The sequence below is a fragment of the Barrientosiimonas humi genome (assembly GCF_006716095.1).
GTDB lineage: Bacteria > Actinomycetota > Actinomycetes > Actinomycetales > Dermatophilaceae > Barrientosiimonas > Barrientosiimonas humi.
In genome coordinates this window covers 2,523,874-2,542,409 of record NZ_VFOK01000001.1, presented here as the reverse complement: position 1 = coordinate 2,542,409, position 18,536 = coordinate 2,523,874, and the positions used below count along the sequence as shown (strand labels likewise).

Genomic DNA, 18,536 nt, shown 5'->3' with positions numbered 1-18,536 from the left:
GCCGCTTAATCGGTCAGGAGAGATACTTGATATCCACACAAATAACACCCCTCCATTCACATGGAGGGGTGTTATCCTTGCGACAGATCACTGGTAACTGTCGTTGTCGCCCATCTTCGATCCAGACGGCATGTTTCCGTCTCGGTCGTATACCGCGGTCGACTTGTCTCCCTGACTGTTCGTTGTGGTCTGATACCAGCCACCTTCAACGTCGGGATTGTCTGTCGGGTTGACCGTGAGTGTCTCGTCGCCGCCAATGCTGAAGCGCTCGCCCTCCTTGTTGCCCATCGCCTTCACCTCCTCTCGGTCTCGGTCGGGATTCGCCAGCTCCTTCCAACCGGTTGTTGCCGCCGCTGGTAGCGTTGCATCCAGTCTGCGGGCACTCGTAGCGCGTGAACCGTGACGAGACACAAGAGAGACACCGTGAGATGCCAGCCCCTGAACCCGCGTTCGTGGTCTCGTCGACCGCCGAGTTCGGCGCTGGCCTGCGGGCACTGCGAGGGCGACTTGGCCTGCGGAAGCTGGCGCACCGCCAGACTGCCGAACACGCACGGCTGTATCTCTCCCATGCGCAGCTGTCACGGTACGAGCGGGGCGAGGTGCTGCCGCCGCTTGAGCGTGCTGACCACTTGGACTGGCTCTACGACGGTCAAGGCTGGGTCGCCGTGAACATCCGGAACCTATGGCGGTCAGGCTGGGATCCCTGGAAGTCGCACAACGCTGGACCTGCGAGGGTTCATGCTATCCGCTGGCCGGCTCCATACGAGGGGGCTGTGTGGCTCAAGCTGCGCCCAGCTGCGGCGCATTGCGACGAATCCCACCACGTCACTCTGGCGTGGGGATCCTGGAGGCGCACCGTCGACGTCACGCTGCCTCCGGAAGGAGCATTGCTGTTCACCGGGAAAGCTGCCGATGAGGACGGTCGTGCAGTCGCGTGCAACATCACGTGTGATCCACGCGCCTTCCTGCTCTATGGCTCAGGCGACGAGTTCGAAGACGAGGCCGTTACCCTCGACCTGAGGCAAGGCTGGACGCACGCGCCAGGAGAGACAACGGATTCGTAAGGGCCTTCGCCAAATGAGCACGCAGCGCCTCCGCGAACTCGCGGCCGGACCAGTCCGCGGTTGGCAAGGGCGACGGACGTCGTCTTGTACGAGTAGTCCGCGGCAGGCCAGCGGCCAGGCGGACAGTCCTCCGCAATCCACTGCAGGAGGTCGAACTGGCGGTCCGATACGTCAGTCCCGTACATCCACGAAACACACCGCATCTGACGCAGGTCGTGCGCGCCGTCGCCCTCGGCGTGGTCAGGACCGTTCCTCGGGCCCCGTGTGTCGGGAAGGCGCCTCCAGCGCGAGCGTACCGCCAGGTCTGTATGCCACGGCCCTTGCGAGGAGCCGTGGCCGCCGGCGTCGTCGGTGGCGGCGGATGCCGCCGAGGTAGCCAATCTCGTCCGGGACCTGGTGCTCTACGGGTGTGCTCGCCATGTGGTCGAGGGTGGGGCAAACGGCGCGGACCCGCGGCGGCTGTCAGTGCCCTCTGACATGCTGAGGGTCGTCGATGTCGTCGCTCGCAGAGCTGCACGACTTCTGACTTCGTCTATAGTACAACCGTTCGAACAATGGTAAAATGGGGAATCAGATGAAGTACGCAGCTCACAACTCGCGGCCGGTGGTGGCCACGGAGACAAAGAGCAGACTGTGATCGAGGCATTGACAAGGTTCTTTGACCGGTTCTTCGGACTCGGTGCACGAGGGGAGCACTGATGGCTACGGATACAGATCACGGGAACGGCGACCTGATCAAGGTGGTCTACTTCGACGAGCAGTCCGCGTCGGACTACCTCGACATCTCCGCAGGAGGTAAAGCGGTAACGACCGCAGAGGATGTCCGGCAGCGAGCGAACAACGTGCACGCAGAGGTCGAAGCGAAGGTAGCGGCGAAGCTCAGCTGGCTGCCGTTCATCGGTGGGTCGGCTGGGGCCGGGACCGGCGTTGAGGCCTCGCGGACGGGACAGAGCATGCTCAGCAAGACGCTGTCCAACACGATCCTCACCGACTACTTGGCGAAGTCTGCCGACGACCATCGTGTGCGGCAGCTCCGTGGGCTTCGAGTAACGGCACCCGGAGACTCGATGGCATACATGAAGATGTTCACTCCGTACATGATTATTGCCAAGACCGAAGACCAGGGGATCGACCTTGCACGGCTTGATGAGGCACTCGCTGGCGCGAAGGGGTACTACGAGCTGCTCGGTGAGGCCGACGACGACGTTAAGCACGTCCTGAGGTTCAACATCGCGGCATTTCGCAACAACTATGGACTCACCGATCTGGGTCGTATGCGGCTTGTCTTCCATGCCGTCCACGTAGGTCACACAACGGAACGGGGACTTGGCATGGAGGCCGAGATGTCGACGGAGACGGAGACATCAACCCTGCCGACAGCTGCCGAACTGGTCGATGGTGCCGCCGCGCAGCCGGGCAATGATCTGCTTGACGTGTATGACGTCGTACTCGCAGGGGTTGAGTATGGCGAGTAGCACCGCGGTCACGATCTACTTTGGACCGCTGTCGTGGTTCAAGGAGCAGATCGGCAAGAAGAAGGAGACGCCCAGCCTCCTTGAAATCGTCTATGAGCGTGACGAAGCCAGCCGCCGCCATATCCACTCAGTTGAGGGCCAGGAGTTGTCCGAGCCCGAGGAGGCGCGGCCCAGGCCCAACCGGGTGGTGATGGAGTCAAACGACTATGCCAGCCTGAACGAACACGTCATTACGAACTTCGCCGGGCTGATCCACTCGATCAGCCCCAAGCAGTTGCACCTGCATAACCCGCCTGCACATGTCCAGGCACACTTGGAGCGGACCTTCTCGGTGAAGGTCGAGCGGTACCAGTATCCGATGGTCACTCGGGACACTCTCGTTCGGTTCCGCGACGGGTTCGCTGACCACCTGGTTGGTCAGGCCGCGGTGAAAGAGCAACTGCTTGCCGCGCTGTACCCGTTGACCACCAACCGGCGCACTAAACCCGTGGTGCTGATGTTCTACGGCCCGTCAGGGGTCGGCAAAACTGAGACAGCACAGTTCGCCAACGACCTACTTGGCGGCACGCTCCTGCGCAAGCAGTTCTCTATGTTCCACAACGACAAGTTCGCGTCGTACGTCTTCGGTGGCGCCCACTCAGAGGCTTCCTTCGCGCGCGATCTGCTCGACCGTGAGTCGGGTGTCATCCTGATCGACGAGTTCGACAAGGCGAATGCGGTGTTTCACAGTGCCTTCTATCAACTCTTCGATGGCGGAGTTTTCGAGGACAAGAACTACAGCGCCCAGTTGGGTCCGTCGCTGATCATCTGCACATCGAACTACGCGAGCGAAGACGAGATTCGCAAGGTGCTCGGCGACGCCCTCTACTCCCGATTTGATGCCTTGGTTCAGTTCAAACCGCTCTCCACGGACGAGGTGCGTCAGGTTATCGATCGGCTCGTCGACAACCGCTTCTCAAAACTAGAGGCTGATGAGCGCGAGTATCTGGACGCGAGTGGAATCAAGGCCTTGTTGTACCCCCTAGCGAGCCAGTCAGGCAACGTTCGCAAGCTTGGAAAACTGACGGATGAGCTGATGTCCCTTCATCTTGTCCGTGCGGTGCTAAACGAATCGGCGAACAACTCCGCGTCAGGTAATCAGGAGCCGGCGGCATGAGGGTCAGACAGCTCGAGATCGAGAACTTCCGTGGGGTGGAAGCGGGGTGTGTGTGCTTCCGCCGCAACACGCTGCTCGTCGGCGGCAACAACGTGGGCAAGTCGACGATCTGCGAGGCACTGGACCTGGCGCTCGGGCCCGAACGCCTCAGCAGGCGCCCGGCCATCGACGAGCACGACTTCCATGACTCCCGCTATGTCAAGGACGGACAGCCGCTCCCGATCACCATCCGCGTAGTGCTCACCGAGCTCTCCGACGAGGCCCTGCGGCGCTTCGGCGGCCACCTCCGCCGCTGGAACGAAGACACGTGCGAGTTCATCGACGAGGCCGAGGGTGCGGCCGACCAGGCTGATGACGACGGCACCACCTGGGCGCTTCCCATCTTGTTCAGGGGGCGCTACGACCCGGAGGAGGATGACTTCGAGGCCGACACGTTCTTCGACCATCCAGTCGAGGACCCTGCCGATCTTGAAGACGAGGTCGCTGCCTCACTCGGCGGAGGCCGCGACCGTTTCACGCGTGTACATAAGCGCTTGTGTGGATTCGTGTTCCTGCGTGCGCTTCGCACTGGTTCACGGGCACTTGGTCTCCAGCGTGGTTCACTTCTCGACACGGTGCTCAGGCTCAGCGGCGACGGATCGGCCGAGATGTGGATGGACACGCTCCGCCAGATGCGTGATCTTGATCCCGCGGTCGGTGACGTTCCCGATCTTGCAGACATGCGCACGCAGATCAGAGATCGGCTGGGGACCTTCGTCAATCTCGCACCTGGGGAGGAATCCACGGCCTTCTTCGCCTCCGACCTCACTCGCGAGCACCTACGGGAGGTAGTGCGCCTCTTCGTCGCGACCGGCCCGAGCGACCACCCCGTGCCGTTCTCCCGGCAAGGCACCGGATCAATCAACCTTCTGGTGTTCGCGCTGCTGACGATGATCGCCCAGCTCAAGGGCAACAAGTCGGTGGTGTTTGCGATGGAGGAGCCCGAGATCGCACTGCCGCCGCACACCCAGCGGCGAGTGACGCGGTTCGTACGCCGCGAGATGGGACAGACCATCGTGACGTCTCACTCGCCCTACGTCATTGAGCAATTCGATCCCGAAGACATCGTGATGCTCGACCGTGACCCTGCCGGCCACCTACTCGGCACGCCGATCGACCCGGCAGGTGTCAAGCTCAAGAACTATCGCGCGCAGCGACGCCAGTTCTCCGAGGCCATCCTCAGCCGAGCCGTACTCGTCGTTGAAGGGGAGACCGAGGCCTCTGTCCTGCCAGTCGCCTCATCGATCCTCGAGGAGACAGAGAGCGACTACACCCATCTAGACCTCGCAGGCGTTTCCATCTTCACCGCCAGCGGAGACAAGGACATTCCGCGCTGGGGACCGCCCTTCCGCGCCCTCGGCAAGACACCGTTCTGTATGTACGACAAGCAAACCACCCCCTTCACCGGGGACGACCTGACCAGCCTTGCAGCATTCGAAGAGACCTGGGAGTCCGCCGAGGAGGGCATCGAGAACATCCTCGTCTCCCAGGTTCCAGTCGAGGTACTGCGCCGCTTCCTCGACGAGGTCGTGACCAGGGATGACTACCCGGTCCATGCTGCGGGATACGACGCCACCGAGGGAGACGAGAAACTCCCCGACATCGCCCGCAAAGTCCTCAAAGCCCGCAAGGGCGACGCCTGGGGATACGCCGCAACCCTCATCGAGCAATGCCAGGATCGCAGCGAACTGCCCGCCTTCGTCGTCGACGTGCTCGACCGGATCAACCAACTGATCCGAGTCACCCCCGTGATCGATAACGATGACGCGACCGATGAGGAACCGAACCGCGAGCAGGGAGAGGTAGAACTAGGCACTGAGGTAGAGGCTGACAGCGTCGAGGGGCCATGACATTCACCCTCTCGGCAGCTGCCAAGTCGGCACTCGACCAGGAAGGGTCGATCGTCGTAACCGGTGGACCCGGATCCGGCAAGACCACGCTGGCGCTCCTCAAGGCACAGCGGCTCCTTCCCACGCTCAAGCCGGGGCAGGAGATCCTGTTCCTGAGTTTCTCGCGTGCAGCCGTACGCCAGGTACTCCTTCGCTGCAACGACGTTCTCAGCTCCAGCGAACGCAAGGCCATCACCGTCATGACCTATCACGCGTTCTGCCTCAACCTCCTGAGGAGCCACGGTCGACTCCTCACAGGAACCCCCGCGCGGATCATCTACCCAGGACCGGAACGACTCGCCCGCGCGGAGCACGACGGCGACTGGGACGAGGAACTGCGGCGCCTCGCCGACGACGAAGGGTGCTACGCCTTCTCAATGTTCGCCGCCAGTACCGCCGGTCTTCTGCAGCGGTCGGTGTGCGTGCGCGAACTTGTCTCGGATATCCATCCGATCGTCATCCTGGATGAGTTCCAGGACACCGACGACTCGCAGTGGGCACTAGTCCAAGAGCTCGCCAAGGCGAGCCTCCTCATCACCTTGGCTGATCCCGACCAGCGCATCTTCGAATACCAGGACGCCATCGACCCTCGCCGGCTGGAGCAGCTCAGAAGCCTCATCAGCCCCAGCGAATTCGACTTGGGAGGCGATAACCACCGAAGCCCGAACGCAGGTGTGTTGCAGTTCGCTGACGCGGTTCTGTCCAACTCGCCACCGCCGGTCACCGGCGACGTCAAGGTTTCGTCGTACTACCCGTGGAACCGTGACGCGACAGTGCATGCCCATGTTCTGTGGATGCTCAGCCAGCTCAGAAAGCAAGGCGTCGCCTCGCCTACCGTTGCGGTCCTCGCCAGATCCAACCCTTTCGTCGGCGATATCTCAGCAATGCTGAGCGCCGAGCACACCTACAACACGGCCGCGCTGAAGCCGATCGAACATCATGTCGTGTGGGACGCACAACTGACCGCCGCCGCAGCAGGAGTAGTCGCCGCGATCCTGGAATGGCCACAACACGGCAAGACCGACGGGGTCGCGATAGCCCTCGAAGCTGTTGCTCACTTCTACGACATGAAGTACGCCGAGAATCCAAGCAAGTCTGCGGCCGCCGACGCGAAGAAGTACCGCGGGGCGGCTGCAGCGATCCGGGCAGGAGGCATGCCTCGCCCCGCTGCAGCCAAAGCCATGCTCGATGCGTTCTCCGACAACATAGGCTACAACGGCGACGCCACGGCTGACTGGCTCGCGGCCCGACGGGTCATCGAAGGAAACGCCACCCTCACAGAGATCGCGACCGCAGCTCGATTCGTACGGATGTTCCGGGCGACCGGCGAGATCGGAGGGAGACTCGCTGCCCAGTGGTCCGAACACGGACGCTACGGGGACGCGCGGACCATCGTCCGGCGCACACTCGAGGTCGGCCGTGTTGTAGCGAACGAACGCGAGCCCAGCGGCGTGCTGCTGATGACCATCCACAAGTCCAAAGGCAAGGAGTTCGACGGTGTCGTGCTCGTCGAGGGCCAGTACCGAGGATCATTCTTCGATCGCCGCGAGCAGCACCCACACCCCGCGAGTCGACGACTCCTTCGTGTCGGCATCACCCGAGCCAGACATCGTGTGGCCATCGTGCGCCCCTACGACGCGCTACCGCTGTACCAACCCTCCGCGGGCGTTCAGGAGTGACGACCGAGTCGCTCGAACACAGCCTGCGCCGAGATCCCGAAGTGGTTGCCGATCTGCCGGTACGACCACCCCTCCTCGCGGAGGTTCGTCGTCGTCGCCAGTTCTTCCATCGCGCGGGTGACAATCGGCGATGGGTCCATTCCCGCTCGTCGATGGCTCAAACGGTGGCCCGGCTGGCGCCGACCGCCTCGGCGGCGGCGGTCTCGGTAGGGCCAGTCGGCCACAATTCACCTACCCGGGGCGATCTGCTGGTGAGAAACCTCACTGGATATCTCTAACGACGTGTGCCGGCTCGACGCCGTCAGTTAAGTCATCGTCCGCTGCGTGTGGCAGTTTGACCGGGTCTGCATTCTGCCACAGGCAGGCGTAGTGCTTTGCGAGGGAAGTTGCTGCGGGTTCGGGGACTGGGGACAGGATGGTCGTCTTCTTCCCGATGCCGTTGAGCGACGTTCCCAGTGTGAACACTTTGCTGTCATCAGTGACGACGACACGGTCGTGGACGTCTGACGATTGTCTCAATTCAACCGCCCGGTTGTTGTCGAGGTCGCTAAGGTATGCCGCCGCCATGGCACGAACCTTCTGCTGGCTCTTGGCGGAGCTAACAACTATTCGCTCGAGCGAGGTTCCTTGCACGATCCTATCGAGATCCTCGAGGCCAAGGTAGGGGTCGACGAGCATCCCATGTCCGTAGGATGCAAGCGTGCCGATGAGTTTCGTATATGCGAGGGGGTCGGTGGCGTCAAGAACCACCACTTCGGACGAGTCGATCTGGTTGAGAAGCTTTTCACTTCCTTTTAGTAGTGCTCGCCCGGTCGGCGTAAGTGCGAGCTTTCCTCCTCGATTCACGAGCCAATCGCACTTTAGCGCGTGCTGTACATGTGGCTCTGCGGCGTGCCCGCAAGTTGCACGATTGAACGATTCGTGCATCGAGTCTAAAACTGCAAGTACGCCGCTTCGCTGAGGAGAGGGCAACTTGATCCACGCTTCCAACTGACGTTGCGTGGGGTTGTCCCCGCCAAGTTCGCAACAATGCACGAAACTGAGGATGCGAACTTGAGTGTCGGTGAGCACCTTCATGCAGGCAGTCTCGCATGTTTAGGATGGTGTTGTGTCAATATTGAGTGGAAGAGTAGCCATGCCCGGCCTCGTTCACGCCCACCCGCTACCTCGAACTCCACCACCGCCTTCGCGCCCTGTGGGTGAGGTCTGACGGCTCATCCTTCCGCTACTTCGAGGAGAGAGACCAGCTCCTCCTCCACATGTTCTTCGCTCCCAGCAAGGACTGAGACGACGAGAAGCTCCTAGCCCACCGTCGCCTGGTCACGGCTGCGGACAAGAGCTTGCCGCACCGTGCCGGCAAAGCCGTCAAGTACCTACCGCTGGTCGAGCAGTACGTCCAGGATGAACCCCGCCGTCAGCGGGAGCGGCTGGCTCGCCTCGAACGTGACCGCTCCGGATCCAAGCGGGGACGTCGGGGCAGACAGCCCATCGGGACGATCACGGTCCGGGCAGTGATGCGGCCCGAGCCGGATGTCGACCGCATCGCCCGGATCATCGTCGAAATGGCTGTCGAGCGGGCCAGGGAAGACGCCGCACGGGAAGCGCGAGCAGAGCGCACCGCCGAAGACGACGACACGCCCACTGACCGCGCCGCCTAACTGCCGGTCTCATCGGGGTGCCCGGCGTCCTGGCTTCGGCGCCTCCACCTTCCGCTCCACCAGCACCATCCGTGCCGTTGAATCCGGCACCCCGGTCCGCCGCGAGATCTCCAACACTGACACCCCAGCTCGGTACAAACGGCAAATCTCCTCGACCTGGCGCTCGCTAAGGTTCAGCCCGGCCTGGGCCACCCCCGCTTCGATGAGGATCAGGCGGATCGAGTAGGCACTGACCTGCCATTTGCGGGACAAGGCCAGCTTCGACTCACCCGCCAAGAACCCGGCCACGATGGCCTCCCGGTCCGTCTCGCTCAGCCGGTAGCGCAGTCGCCTGGTTGGGCGGGCAGGCAGTTCCGCCGTTGCCGCACCGTCCGATCCGGCCTCGGCCACCCGGGCGACGGCCGCAAAAGTGAGGTCAGCCTGCCTCGAGTGTCGTCGCAGGAAGTGCACCCGCCGCGCCGCGCCCTCAGATCGTGCGTTGTCGTACGAAATGCGGCGAGCCGGCCGGGATTCCGGGGAGGTGCGGCTCAGATCGTGCGTTGTCGTACGAAATGCGGTGAGCCGGCCCGGGATTCCGGGGCGCGCTCTCTCAGATCGTGCGTTGTCGTACGAAATGCAGGACGTCGCGGAACTCCGCACCGCGCTCACGGGTTGACCGGGCAACTACTGGAGGTGTCCGACCCATGAGCCTGAACCACCAGACCATCGACCGCACCCGCCCCGCCGCCGCACCCGTGCTGCGGGTGGCGCAGCTGCTGGCGGTCCTCACCGCGGCGACCGTGGTCCTGATCTTCGGGACGGCCGGTGCCCTGGTGCAGGACGGGCGCGCCGAGGGGCTGCACGGCACCGGTGCCGTCCTGCTGCACGTCACGTCGGGTCTGCTGACCCTGGCGCTCGGGGTGCTCGCCGCCCAGCGGCGCGTCTCCTGGGCGGGCCCGATCGTCGCGGCCGCGCTGTTCGGGCTGTCGTTCCTGCAGGCGTCCTACGGCAGCCGCGCCACCCTCGACCTGCACGTCCCGGGCGCGTTCGTGATCAGCGCGCTCGCCGTCGGCCTCACCGTCTGGCTGCTCACCCGCCGCCCCGACTGACCCCGTCAGGCCACCCGGAGGCTCACAACCCCTGGAGCAGCCACAGCATCGCCCCGACTCCGGCCGAGATCACGAGTCCGGTGACGAACCCGTCGAGCCCGGAGCGTCGGCGGGGCCGTCGCTCGTCGGGCGTGCGGATCAGCTCGGCGACGGCGTACCACGCGATGCCGAGGCCGAGCGACGCCGACAGCAGCCAGAACCAGAACCAGCGCGTGCCGTAGCGAGGCCGCGGTCCGGCCACGACCGCCCACAGCGCGAGCAGTGACATCAAGACGCCGACGACCATCGGCCGGTGCAGCGCCTCGGCCGGCTGCAGACCGGTGCTCGACACCGGGCGCGCGCGGTACTCCTTCAGCATCGGGTCGGACGGCGAGAGCGTGGCCCACCGCACGCGGCCGGCCTCGGTCCAGACCAGCACGTTGCCCTCGGGTGCCGGCCGCAGCCGGTCGATGAGCTCGCCCGTCGACCACGGCCGCACGCTGGACAGACCGTCGGGTGCGTTGAGCGAGAGCACGTAGCCCTCGCTGGGCATGCTCTCCGGCGGCGGACTGTCCGGTCGAGGTCCCACCCAGGCGCTCCACAGGACGAAGACGGCGACCAGCCCCAGCAGCAGCACGCCGAGGGCCTCCTTGCGCAGCACCAGCGTGCGCCACCCGAGCCGTCGCCCGGGCCGCTGTGGTGCCTCGATCGTCTGCGTCACACGTGCCCCCGGTGGAACCTGCTCAGAATCCTGCGACGAACCACAGGCCGGCCGTGATTACGATGGTCAGCCCGACCATCGTGAAGAAGCCGTCGAAGCCGCTGCGGCGCAAGGGCTTTCGCTCGTCCGGCGTACGCACCAGCTCGGTCCAGGCGAACCACGCCGCGCCGATGCCGAGCGGCACGAGCAGCTGGAAGATCCAGAACCACCGGGTGCCGACGCGAGGCCGCGGGCCGAACAGGATCGTGAGCGCGGTGACACCGGCAAGGACGAACCCGATCTGCGCCACCCGTCGCATCAGGTCGCGCGGGTCACCCTCGGCGGTGGCCTGGGGCTGTGCGCGCAGCGCGGCCAGCTCCGGGTCCTGCGCCCGCAGCCGCGTCCAGCTCAGGGTGTAGTCGCCCTGGGCGTCGGCCCACACCAGCACGGTGCCGGTCGCCGACGGCTGGAGCTCGCTCGCGCGCCGGTCGACGGCCCATGCCGAGCGGTGCAGCGGCGTCGGCTCCCGGTCGGTGAGCACGTAACCGCCGCGGTACTCCGCCGGTGGCAGGTCGGACTCCTCGCGCGGCCCCACGAACGAACCCGCCACCAGGAACACCGTGAACAGCGCCAGGACCAGATACCCCAGCGTCTCCTTGCGCAGCAGCCAGGCCCGCCCGCGCTGCACCGGCGACTCCGGCTGCCGCTGCGGCGCATCGATCGTCTGCGTCATGCTCGCTCACCCCCGAACGAACGTCGTTGCTGACACCGTACGACCAACCGCCCTCCGGCGGGCCGTACGTCAGCCGGCGATCTCGGCGATCGTCTCGACCAGCTGGTCGGGCTTGGACCACATCGGCCAGTGGCCGGTGGGCAGGTCGACGAACTGCAGGTCGGGGTAGTCCGGCAGCGCGGCGAGGAAGCCGGCGCCCTCGGCGGCGTACTTGCGGTAGTCCTCGCTCGAGTAGCTCGTCGCGATGAGCGTGGCCGGGACCCCGTGCCGTGAGTCGTTGCCGAGGCTCACCGGCTCCTTCACCGTACGGCCCGGCTGCGGTACCGCCTTGGCGCGAAACTCCGCCAGCTGCTCGTCGGTGAGGTCGCGCATCGCGCCGCCCTCCTTCTCCTCGTCCCACACCTCGCTCAGCTCGAGCACGTCGCCCTCGAGGTCGGCGTTCATGGCGTAGCCGTCGCGCACGGGCGCGGTGTCGACGTAGATCACCTGGTCGACGAGCTCGGGCTCCCGGTCGAGCACGACCGTCCCGGGCACCGCCGCGCCGCTGTGCACGACGAGCACCCGCCGGTCCTTGCTGCGGTCGAGCGCCGCCACGATCGCCTCGGCCTGCTCCTCGACCGTCACCTGCGACCGGTCGTCGCGGTCGGGCTCGAGGCCGGGCAGGGTGAGCGGCGCCACGTCGTAGCCCCGCTCGCGCAGTCCGTTCGTCACGTCGTTCCAGGCCCACGCACCGAGCCAGAACCCGGGCACCAGCACAATCTGAGTCGTCATGGGCGCGAGCATGCCAGCCGACACGGACGAACCCCGTCCGTCTGCGCCGATCAGTTCCGATCCGGCGTCCGCGCGGCGGGCTGACGCCGTCGTAGGGAGCACCCAGGGGTGTGCCCGGGCAGCCAGCACCTTCCTAGCGTGACGGGCATGACTGCACTCAGCACGGCCGTACGCGCCACGCACCTGCTCACCAACGCCGCCTGGTTCGGTGGCTCGCTGATGGGAGCCGTGAGCCTCAACGCCGCCTCGCACGAGGCGGGCAGCCGCCAGGACACCGCGCGGGTCGCGGGCACCGGCTGGGAGCGCTGGGGACCGGTGCAGGGCGGCGCCATCGCGCTGCACCTGCTGAGCGGGCTCGCGATCGTCGCCGACAACCGCCGTCGCACGACGCTGCACGCCCCGACCCGCGGCGCGGTCGTCGCCAAGACCGCGCTCACCGGTGTCGCGCTCGCCGCCACCGGGGCGGCCTGGGACCAGGGCCGCAAGCTCGGCGACCTGCGCGAGGGCAAGGCCGGCGCGGCCGGCCAGGACGAGCAGCAGCTGCACCAGCGGCTGGCCGTGCTGCGCTGGGTCGTGCCCGCCGCCACCGGCGCGCTGCTCGTGCTCGATGCCTATCTGGGGGAGCAGCAGCGCGGCGCCGCCGGGCTGCTCGACCGCGTCCTGCGCTGACCCCGCACCCGCCACCGGACGCCCGCTCAGCCGCCCGACCGGGCGGCCCGGCCCGCCGCGCCCCTGCGACGGGAACCTTTTGCGCGCCCCGGCACTTCTACACTGTGAGAAGTCGCGTGCAGCAGCACGCATCACCATGACGCCTGGAGGAGCCATGGCAAGCAACCCGGTCTTCGGCCGGATCGAGAAGCAGATGGAGCAGGGGCAGTACGCCGGCTTCGGCCAGCAGGGTTATGCCCAGCCCCAGCAGGGTTACGGCCAGCAGCCGTACGCCCAGCCCGGCCAGCAGGGTTACGGCCAGCCCCAGCAGGGCTACGGCCAGCAGCCCTACGGCCAGCCGCAGCAGGGCCAGCCTGGGTTCCCCGGTCAGCAGCAGGGCCCCGGTGGCATGGGCGGCGCCTGGGGCGCCGGCCAGGACGCCATGAGCGCCCAGCAGCTGGAGCAGATGTACAACCAGACTCCGGCCGGGCCGCAGCAGACCGGCCGGATGACGCTCGACGACGTGATGATGAAGTCGCTCGGCCTGTTCGGGGTCGTGCTGGTCTTCGCCGCGGTCGGCTGGTTCGCCGTCCGCGAGATGCCCGAGATGGGCATGGCCATCTGGGGTGTCGGCCTGGTCGCCACCCTCGGCCTCGGCATCGCCATCGCGTTCAAGAAGACGATCTCGGTCCCGCTGATCGTGGCCTACGCCGTCTTCGAGGGCCTGTTCGTCGGCGCGATCAGCATGACGTACAGCGACATCTTCGGTGGTGGCATCGTCGGCCAGGCGGTCCTCGCGACGCTGTGCGTGTTCGCGGCGATGTTCGTCGGCTGGAAGGCCGGCTTCATCAAGGTGACGGCCAAGAGCCGGCGCATCTTCGGCATGGCGATCCTGGGCTACTTCATCTTCGCGCTGATCAACCTCGGCTACGCGATGTACATGAACCAGCCGTTCGGCATCGGCGGCTCGGGCGCCCTCGGCATCGCGATCTCGGTCTTCGCCGTCGGCCTCGCGTCCTACTCGCTCGCGATCGACTTCGACACGATCGACCAGGGCGTGCGCATGGGCGTCCCGGAGAAGACCTCCTGGCTGATGGCCCACGGCCTGATCGTCAGCCTGGTCTGGCTCTACCTGGAGATCCTGCGCCTCCTGGCGCGCATCCAGAGCGACTGACCGATGGCTCCAGGCTCACCCGTCCCCGACGCGGTGGCCGTGGAGCTGCGGCGCGTGGCCGAGCGGTGGCAGCAGCTGCCGCTCGGCCACGCGCTTTCGCTTGCCCCGGCCGTGCGCGGGCTGGCCCAGGACCTCGCCGACGCGGTCGCCGCGGCCGAGCACCGCGCGGTGGTGCCGCTGCCCGACCTCGGCCCGGCGACGGCGTACGACCAGCTCGTCGTCACCAGCTACGACGCCTGCGCGGCGGGGCTGGCCCCCGACCTGCCCGTACGCCTGCGGCAGCTGCGCGCGACCCTCGCCCGGCCGCCGGGCTGAGACCGCGAGAACCGCAAGCATGATCGAGGCGGACCGGCATGCCGGTCCGCCTCGATCATTCTTGAGGTACGCGCGTCAGCTGAGCCGCTCGTAGATGATCGCCATGCCCTGCCCGCCGCCGACGCACATCGTCTCCAGGCCGAAGGTCCCGTCGACGGTCTGCAGACCGTTGAGCAGCGTCGCGGTGATCCGCGCGCCGGTCATGCCGAACGGGTGGCCCAGCGCGATTGCGCCGCCGTGCTTGTTGAGCTTGTCGTGGTCGAGCTTCAGGTCGTCGGCCGAGGCCAGCACCTGCACCGCGAACGCCTCGTTGATCTCGTACAGGTCCATGTCGGCGACCGTCATGCCGGCGCGGGCCAGCGCCTGCTTGGACGCCTCGACCGGGCCGAGGCCCATGATCTCGGGCGACAGCGCCGAGACGCCGGTCGAGACCACGCGGGCGAGCGGGGTGAGGCCGAGCTCCTTGGCCTTGGTGTCGCTCATGACGATCATCGCGGCGGCGCCGTCGTTGAGCGGGCAGCAGTTGCCGGCGGTGACCGTGCCCTGCTCGCGGAACACCGGCTGCAGCTGGGAGACCTTCTCCAGCGTCACGCCCGCCCGCGGGCCGTCGTCGGTGCTGACCACGGTGCCGTCGGGCAGCGTGACCGGCGAGATCTCGCGCTCGAAGAAGCCCTCGGAGATGGCCTTCTCGGCGCGGTTCTGGGAGCTGACGCCCCACTCGTCCTGCCGCTCGCGGGAGATGCCGCGCGAGGTCGCGACGTTCTCGGCGGTCTGACCCATCGCGATGTAGATGTCGGGCAGCTGGCCCTGCTCGCGCGGGTCGGTCCAGGTCGCGTTGGTGCGCGCGGTCTCGGCGGTGCGCGCCTCGGCGTCGGCGAACTGGGGGTTGTGCCACTCGGCCTTGGACTGGCCGGCGCCGCTGAGGTCGGGGTAGCGCGAGACGCACTCGACACCGGCCGACAGCAGGATGTCGGCCTCGCCGGCCTTGATCGCGTGCGCGGCCATCCGGGTCGTCTGCACCGAGGAGGAGCAGAACCGGTTGACGGTCGCCCCGGGCAGGTGGTCGTAGCCGGCGAGCGTCGCGACCACGCGGGCCATGTTGTTGCCCTGCTCGCCCCACGGCTCGGCGCAGCCGAGGTAGAGGTCCTCGATCAGCGTCGGGTCCAGGTGGGGCACCTTCGCGAGGGCGGCCTGCACCGCCTGCACCGTGAGGTCGTCGGGGCGGATGTCCTTCAGGCTGCCCTTGAACGCACGACCGATCGGCGTGCGGGCGACGGAGACGATGACGGCTTCTGGCATGAGTCCTCCAGGTCGGCGGAGCGGTCGAGAGACCGGCGTGATCCGAGCATAACCCGTGCTAAGCGCTCGCTTAGTGGGGTTGCCCGGTCCTGTTCTGTACGTCCGCGGCCGGCTCCTCCTGCCCGTCCGGCGCGGGCGTCGGGTCGGCGGAGTCGTCCGCGGGGTCGGCGCGCCCGTCGCCGTCGGAGGTGTCCGGCAGCGGCTCGCGGTGGCGTCGCAGCAGCACCGCCAGCCGGCCGCGCAGCCCGACCTCGTCGGTGCCGACGACCTCGGTGCCCGGGTCGGCCACGGCGCGCACCGCCGCGACCGCGACCGGGCCGACGCCCTCGCCGCGGCGCTGGTCGGGTGCCCGGCCGGTGTCGACGGTGGTCTGACCCAGCGCGTCGAGCACGCTCGGCAGCAGCGCGGAGGCCGCGCGGGCGTACCCCGCCGGCGAGGGGTGGAACTGGTCCTTGCTGAACATCACGGTCGGGCTCTCCAGGAACTCCGGCCCCAGCAGGTCGCCGAGCGACACGGTGCGCCCGCCCTGCTCGACCACGGCCACGGTCTGCGCGGCGGCCAGGTCGCGCGACCAGCGCTGCGCGATGAGCCGCAGCGGCTGCGGCACCGGCCGGATCACGCCGAGGTCGGGGCAGGTGCCGACGACGACCTCGGTGCCGCGCTCGCGCAGCCGGTTCACCGCCATCGCGAGGTGGCGCACGGCGACGCTGCGGTCGATGCGGTGGGTCACGTCGTTGACGCCGACCATGATGATCGCGACATCGGGGTACTCCACGCGCTCCCACAGCTGGTCGACCTGCCCGTCGAGGTCGGCCGACTGGGCGCCCACGACGGCCAGGTTGGTCAGCTCGACCGGCCGGCCGCTGAACGCCGCGACCGCGCCGGCGACGATCGCGCCGACGGTCTGGCTTGGCTCGTCCACCCCGAGGCCGCGCGCGCTGGAGTCACCGAGCACGACCAGGTCGATCTGGTCGCCGAACCCGTGCCCGTAGCGGCCCGAGTCGTCGGGGGCGGTCTCGAACGGCGTCCCCACCACGCGCCGCGCGATCTTCGCCTCGGCGGCGAGCAGGCCGTACGTCGCCAGCCCCACCGCTCCCGCGCCCCCACCGCCGTACGCCGCCGCCGCCGCGATCCTGCGCGCTCGCCGTGCTCGACCCATGCGACCCCCTCCGGTCCTCGTGCCTTCTGCCTGTTCCAGCGTCTCACCGGGGCAAAACGTGCCGGCCCCGGCATCGCCGGAATGGCCCGCCGGAGCAGGTGTCACGATGAGCACATGGCTGACGACGGCATGACCTACGCCGAGCACATCGCCGACCTCGTGGGAAACACCCCGCTGGTCCGGCTGAGCTCGGTCACCGACGGAATCGACTGCACGGTGCTCGCGAAGGTGGAGTACCTCAACCCCGGCGGCTCCGTGAAGGACCGCATCGCCCTGCGCATGGTCGAGGCCGCGGAGGCCTCCGGCGAGCTGAAGCCCGGCGGAACCATTGTCGAGCCGACCTCCGGCAACACCGGGGTCGGGCTCGCGCTGGTCGCGCAGAAGAAGGGCTACAAGTGCATCTTCGTGTGCCCCGACAAGGTGAGCGAGGACAAGCGCAACGTGCTGCGGGCGTACGGCGCCGAGGTGGTCGTCACCCCGACGTCGGTCCCGCCGGACCACCCGGACAGCTACTACTCCGTCTCCGACCGCATCGCGGCCGAGACCGAGGGCGGCTGGAAGCCCGACCAGTACTCCAACCAGAACGGCCCGGCCAGCCACTACGACACGACCGGCCCGGAGATCTGGCGCGACACGGCGGGCCGGATCACCTCGTTCGTGACCGGCATCGGCACCGGCGGCACCATCACCGGCACCGGCCGGTACCTCCGCGAGGTGTCGGCCGACCGCGAGGGCGGCCGGGTGCAGATCATCGGCGCCGACCCCGAGGGCTCGGTCTACTCCGGCGGAACCGGCCGGCCCTACCTCGTGGAGGGGGTCGGTGAGGACATGTGGCCCGAGGCCTACGACCCCAAGGTCGTCGACGAGGTCATCGCCGTCAGCGACGCCGACTCCTTCGAGATGACCCGACGGCTGGCCCGCGAGGAAGGGATGCTCGTGGGCGGCTCCTGCGGCATGGCCGTCGTCGCGGCCCTGCGGCACGCGCGCACGCTGCCCGCCGACGCCGTGGTCGTCGTGCTGCTGCCCGACTCAGGGCGCGGCTACATGTCCAAGATCTTCGACGACGGCTGGCTCGCGTCGTACGGCTTCCGCAAGGGCAGCACCGAGCAGACCGTCGGGCAGATCCTCGAGGGCAAGGACGGCTCGATGCCGGACCTGGTGCACACCCACCCGGTGGAGACCGTGCGCGACGCCATCCAGATCATGCGTGAGTACGACGTCTCGGCCATGCCTGTCGTCAAGGCCGAGCCTCCGGTCATGGCCGGTGAGGTCGCGGGGTCGGTCACCGACAAGGCGCTGCTGGAGTCGCTCTACGCCGGGGAGGCCCACCTCGCCGACCCGGTCGAGAAGCACATGGCCCCGCCGCTGCCGATGCTCGGCGCGGGGGAGCCGGTGAGCCAGGCCCGCGAGCTGCTGGAGGACCACGACGCGATCCTCGTGGTGAGCGACGGCAAGCCCAGCGGGGTGCTGACCCGGTCCGACCTGCTCAACTTCCTGGTCGACTGACGTCGACCGACCTCGCCCAAGGCCCAATTCTGTTGTGCTGCAACGGGATTGGGCCTTGTGACGCAGGTCTCACGCGCCGGAGGCGTTCTCGATTTGCAGGCCGCGCTCCCGGTGTCCTAATGTTCTCGACGTCAGCCCGACAGGGCAGGCAAGCCGGGTAGCGAAGCCGACGAGGTTCTGCTACGATGGCACTCCGCTCGGAGC

General features: G+C 67.2%; 19 protein-coding genes. 10 read left to right on the top strand and 9 right to left on the bottom strand.

The features are described from left to right. Nucleotides 1–87 precede the first annotated feature (87 nt). Entirely contained in the window at nucleotides 88–288 is a 201-nt protein-coding gene (locus FB554_RS11900; RefSeq protein ID WP_142006343.1) for a hypothetical protein, read from the bottom strand. A 1,474-nt stretch (nucleotides 289–1,762) separates the two neighbouring features. Here FB554_RS11900 and FB554_RS17390 point away from each other — a divergent pair. Genes FB554_RS17390 through FB554_RS11880 form a run of 4 tightly spaced genes read left to right on the top strand, consistent with a single transcriptional unit; the run spans nucleotide 1,763 to nucleotide 7,302 of the window. Continuing rightward, a complete protein-coding gene (locus FB554_RS17390; protein ID WP_211344590.1) occupies nucleotides 1,763–2,539 on the top strand; it encodes a DUF6414 family protein in 777 nt (258 codons plus the stop codon). After that, nucleotides 2,529–3,695, top strand: a complete 1,167-nt coding sequence (locus FB554_RS11890; RefSeq protein ID WP_142006341.1) for an AAA family ATPase — start codon at nucleotides 2,529–2,531, stop codon at nucleotides 3,693–3,695. The genes FB554_RS17390 and FB554_RS11890 overlap by 11 nt, the downstream gene beginning before the upstream one ends. Then, the gene (locus FB554_RS11885) at nucleotides 3,692–5,584 is read left to right on the top strand and encodes an ATP-dependent nuclease (RefSeq protein ID WP_142006339.1); all 1,893 of its coding nucleotides are present in this window, start codon (nucleotides 3,692–3,694) and stop codon (nucleotides 5,582–5,584) included. The genes FB554_RS11890 and FB554_RS11885 overlap by 4 nt, the downstream gene beginning before the upstream one ends. After that, nucleotides 5,581–7,302: a UvrD-helicase domain-containing protein gene (locus FB554_RS11880; protein WP_142006337.1), complete on the top strand. Its 1,722-nt coding sequence runs from the start codon at nucleotides 5,581–5,583 to the stop codon at nucleotides 7,300–7,302. The genes FB554_RS11885 and FB554_RS11880 overlap by 4 nt, the downstream gene beginning before the upstream one ends. Here the strand turns inward: FB554_RS11880 and FB554_RS17170 are convergent. Both FB554_RS17170 and FB554_RS11875 read right to left on the bottom strand, forming a co-directional pair. Beyond that, on the bottom strand, nucleotides 7,293–7,442 hold the full coding sequence (locus tag FB554_RS17170) for a hypothetical protein (protein WP_170206864.1): 150 nt from the start codon (nucleotides 7,440–7,442) through the stop codon (nucleotides 7,293–7,295). The genes FB554_RS11880 and FB554_RS17170 overlap by 10 nt on opposite strands. 121 nt (nucleotides 7,443–7,563) lie before the next feature. Next, nucleotides 7,564–8,379, bottom strand: a complete 816-nt coding sequence (locus FB554_RS11875) for a hypothetical protein (RefSeq protein WP_142006335.1) — start codon at nucleotides 8,377–8,379, stop codon at nucleotides 7,564–7,566. Nucleotides 8,380–8,642: 263 nt separating this feature from the next. Between FB554_RS11875 and FB554_RS17385 the strand changes: the two genes are divergently transcribed. Beyond that, nucleotides 8,643–8,960 (top strand): hypothetical protein, encoded by a 318-nt coding sequence (locus tag FB554_RS17385; protein WP_142006334.1) that lies wholly within the window; start codon nucleotides 8,643–8,645, stop codon nucleotides 8,958–8,960. Nucleotides 8,961–8,969: 9 nt separating this feature from the next. On the opposite strand, the gene FB554_RS11865 is transcribed toward FB554_RS17385, so the two are convergent. Continuing rightward, the gene (locus FB554_RS11865) at nucleotides 8,970–9,350 is read right to left on the bottom strand and encodes a hypothetical protein (protein WP_142006332.1); all 381 of its coding nucleotides are present in this window, start codon (nucleotides 9,348–9,350) and stop codon (nucleotides 8,970–8,972) included. Nucleotides 9,351–9,643: 293 nt separating this feature from the next. Here FB554_RS11865 and FB554_RS11860 point away from each other — a divergent pair, with 293 nt between their 5' ends. Then, a complete protein-coding gene (locus FB554_RS11860) occupies nucleotides 9,644–10,048 on the top strand; it encodes a hypothetical protein (RefSeq protein ID WP_211344589.1) in 405 nt (134 codons plus the stop codon). A 22-nt stretch (nucleotides 10,049–10,070) separates the two neighbouring features. On the opposite strand, the gene FB554_RS11855 is transcribed toward FB554_RS11860, so the two are convergent. The 3 genes from FB554_RS11855 to FB554_RS11845 all read right to left on the bottom strand — a co-directional run bounded on the left by FB554_RS11855 (nucleotide 10,071) and on the right by FB554_RS11845 (nucleotide 12,231). Then, nucleotides 10,071–10,748 (bottom strand): hypothetical protein, encoded by a 678-nt coding sequence (locus FB554_RS11855; protein WP_142006330.1) that lies wholly within the window; start codon nucleotides 10,746–10,748, stop codon nucleotides 10,071–10,073. Between the two features lie 22 nt (nucleotides 10,749–10,770). After that, a complete protein-coding gene (locus FB554_RS17160; RefSeq protein ID WP_170206862.1) occupies nucleotides 10,771–11,460 on the bottom strand; it encodes a hypothetical protein in 690 nt (229 codons plus the stop codon). A gap of 69 nt (nucleotides 11,461–11,529) precedes the next feature. Next, the gene (locus FB554_RS11845) at nucleotides 11,530–12,231 is read right to left on the bottom strand and encodes an alpha/beta fold hydrolase (protein ID WP_142006328.1); all 702 of its coding nucleotides are present in this window, start codon (nucleotides 12,229–12,231) and stop codon (nucleotides 11,530–11,532) included. Between the two features lie 147 nt (nucleotides 12,232–12,378). Here FB554_RS11845 and FB554_RS11840 point away from each other — a divergent pair, with 147 nt between their 5' ends. The 3 genes from FB554_RS11840 (at nucleotide 12,379) to FB554_RS11830 (ending at nucleotide 14,368) form a co-directional block, all read left to right on the top strand. Next, complete coding sequence (locus tag FB554_RS11840; RefSeq protein ID WP_142006326.1) at nucleotides 12,379–12,900, top strand: hypothetical protein; 522 nt, start codon at nucleotides 12,379–12,381, stop codon at nucleotides 12,898–12,900. A gap of 154 nt (nucleotides 12,901–13,054) precedes the next feature. Further along, nucleotides 13,055–14,053 carry a Bax inhibitor-1/YccA family protein gene (locus FB554_RS11835; protein WP_142006324.1) on the top strand — a complete coding sequence of 333 codons (999 nt, stop codon included), beginning with the start codon at nucleotides 13,055–13,057 and terminating at the stop codon, nucleotides 14,051–14,053. Between the two features lie 3 nt (nucleotides 14,054–14,056). Then, complete coding sequence (locus FB554_RS11830; protein WP_142006322.1) at nucleotides 14,057–14,368, top strand: hypothetical protein; 312 nt, start codon at nucleotides 14,057–14,059, stop codon at nucleotides 14,366–14,368. A gap of 75 nt (nucleotides 14,369–14,443) precedes the next feature. Here the strand turns inward: FB554_RS11830 and FB554_RS11825 are convergent, their stop codons facing one another. Both FB554_RS11825 and FB554_RS11820 read right to left on the bottom strand, forming a co-directional pair. Beyond that, on the bottom strand, nucleotides 14,444–15,667 hold the full coding sequence (locus tag FB554_RS11825) for an acetyl-CoA C-acetyltransferase (protein WP_142006320.1): 1,224 nt from the start codon (nucleotides 15,665–15,667) through the stop codon (nucleotides 14,444–14,446). Nucleotides 15,668–15,737: 70 nt separating this feature from the next. Then, a complete protein-coding gene (locus tag FB554_RS11820) occupies nucleotides 15,738–16,826 on the bottom strand; it encodes an SGNH/GDSL hydrolase family protein (RefSeq protein ID WP_142006318.1) in 1,089 nt (362 codons plus the stop codon). 129 nt (nucleotides 16,827–16,955) lie between these two features. Between FB554_RS11820 and FB554_RS11815 the strand changes: the two genes are divergently transcribed. After that, nucleotides 16,956–18,332 carry a cystathionine beta-synthase gene (locus FB554_RS11815; RefSeq protein WP_142007580.1) on the top strand — a complete coding sequence of 459 codons (1,377 nt, stop codon included), beginning with the start codon at nucleotides 16,956–16,958 and terminating at the stop codon, nucleotides 18,330–18,332. Nucleotides 18,333–18,536 lie beyond the last annotated feature (204 nt).